Below are 1418 nucleotides of genomic sequence, written 5' to 3'. Positions count from 1 at the left end.
GGTGATGCTTTTAGCCTTCGTTCCTCTATATCGCTAATCCCCAAGGAGTCGCCCAGCCTCCACTCCAATCAACTTATTGACATAGTAGACGTTTTAACAAAAGTCATCCACAACTTTTGGTGATGAACTATCAAGAAGCAATCAATCAGAGGGTAAAAAATCCCCATTCACTTTAGAGGTAAAAGGGGATTGGGGATATTTATTTAGAATTGAATTAAGATGAAAAATCCTCAAGGGGAACTATTCTTAGATTATCGATTTCACTTACATATACAATGCTGCAAGGAATATACCTAATGTCTCTTCATAGATGTCCTCGAATTGGCTAAGTGGAAGAGGATTTGTACCACTACCTAACTCAACAGTGAATCCAGGTCTACGCCAGTCCTGGATAAACCAATCTTTATAGCCCGCATAACTGCCTGCTGAATTGATAGGCTCGTAGCCACTAACCCGGCTAAACTCATTAACCAGGATTTCTGACTCTGGTGGTTCGAGATTTTCAAAACCCGATACGAAAAACATATACATTTCTTAAAAAATGTAGACATCTCTACTGTGACACAACTTATATCTTCCGATTTTCGTATTTGTGTCTTCCTTCTTCTCTGAGTCTGGTTTCGCAAAAAGCTACTACCATTTAGTATGACTCTCCAAAGGCTTAAATTCCGCAGTATCGTTGCGTACACATCTAAGGTTTAGTGTCAGTTACATTCCTTAGATTGAGTAATTTGCTAAGTTAATGCTTGCGTTCAAATCTCTATCCAACTTTAATCCGCAAGAGCAGATATATAATCTGTCTTTCAGTTTCATATTGGAGTTGATTTGTCCACAACAAGAACAAGTTTTTGATGATGGAAACCATCTGTCGGCTTCAATAAATTTAATTCTGTATTTTTGACATTTGTATTGAATTTGCCGCTTGAATTCATATAACTTTTGCCCGGCTACCGCCTTCGCCAGATGTTTATTTTTCATCATACCTTTTACATGTAAATGTTCCTTTACAATACGAGATGGCTTGGTTTTCACAATCTCATTAGAACACTGATGTAAATGATTTGTTCGAATGTCGTTAAGTCGCTTATGGTGCGTTGCAGAACTGTTTTAATTGTTCAACAGAGTAATATCTCGTACCGCCAGAAGATACATGGGCATGCATAAACTCGCCCTTTACTCCATTCTTCTTAAAATTACAACATTTACACCAACACGTTTAGCAAATTTCTCAATGGACATTAATTCCATGTGTACCACCTCTCTTTCACTATGATAAAGTCACATTACCCTGTTTAGAGAGGTTGTTAACATTTTTATATTTGTTTTGTATATATTTTTCTTGTTCACACGAAGGCGCAACCCTTCATGCAGTCTTTCTCTCACGAGTAGACCTCTTATGCTTTCACATAAGCGCAGAC

General features: G+C 37.7%; 3 pseudogenes. All 3 read right to left on the bottom strand.

Annotation, left to right across the window (positions count from 1 at the left end):
- Positions 1 to 264 precede the first annotated feature (264 nt).
- Positions 265 to 510: pseudogene (locus tag ACFXN8_RS22160) on the bottom strand (peptidase M14); the annotation flags it as partial.
- A gap of 207 nt (positions 511 to 717) precedes the next feature.
- Positions 718 to 1089, bottom strand: a pseudogene (locus tag ACFXN8_RS22155) (RNA-guided endonuclease InsQ/TnpB family protein); the annotation flags it as partial.
- 10 nt (positions 1090 to 1099) lie between these two features.
- A pseudogene (locus tag ACFXN8_RS22150) lies at positions 1100 to 1248 on the bottom strand (MerR family transcriptional regulator); the annotation flags it as partial.
- Positions 1249 to 1418 lie beyond the last annotated feature (170 nt).

Source organism: Lysinibacillus sp. NPDC059133 (genome assembly GCF_042755925.1).
Classification (GTDB): domain Bacteria; phylum Bacillota; class Bacilli; order Bacillales_A; family Planococcaceae; genus Lysinibacillus.
This window is presented reverse-complemented; position numbering and strand designations above follow the sequence as displayed.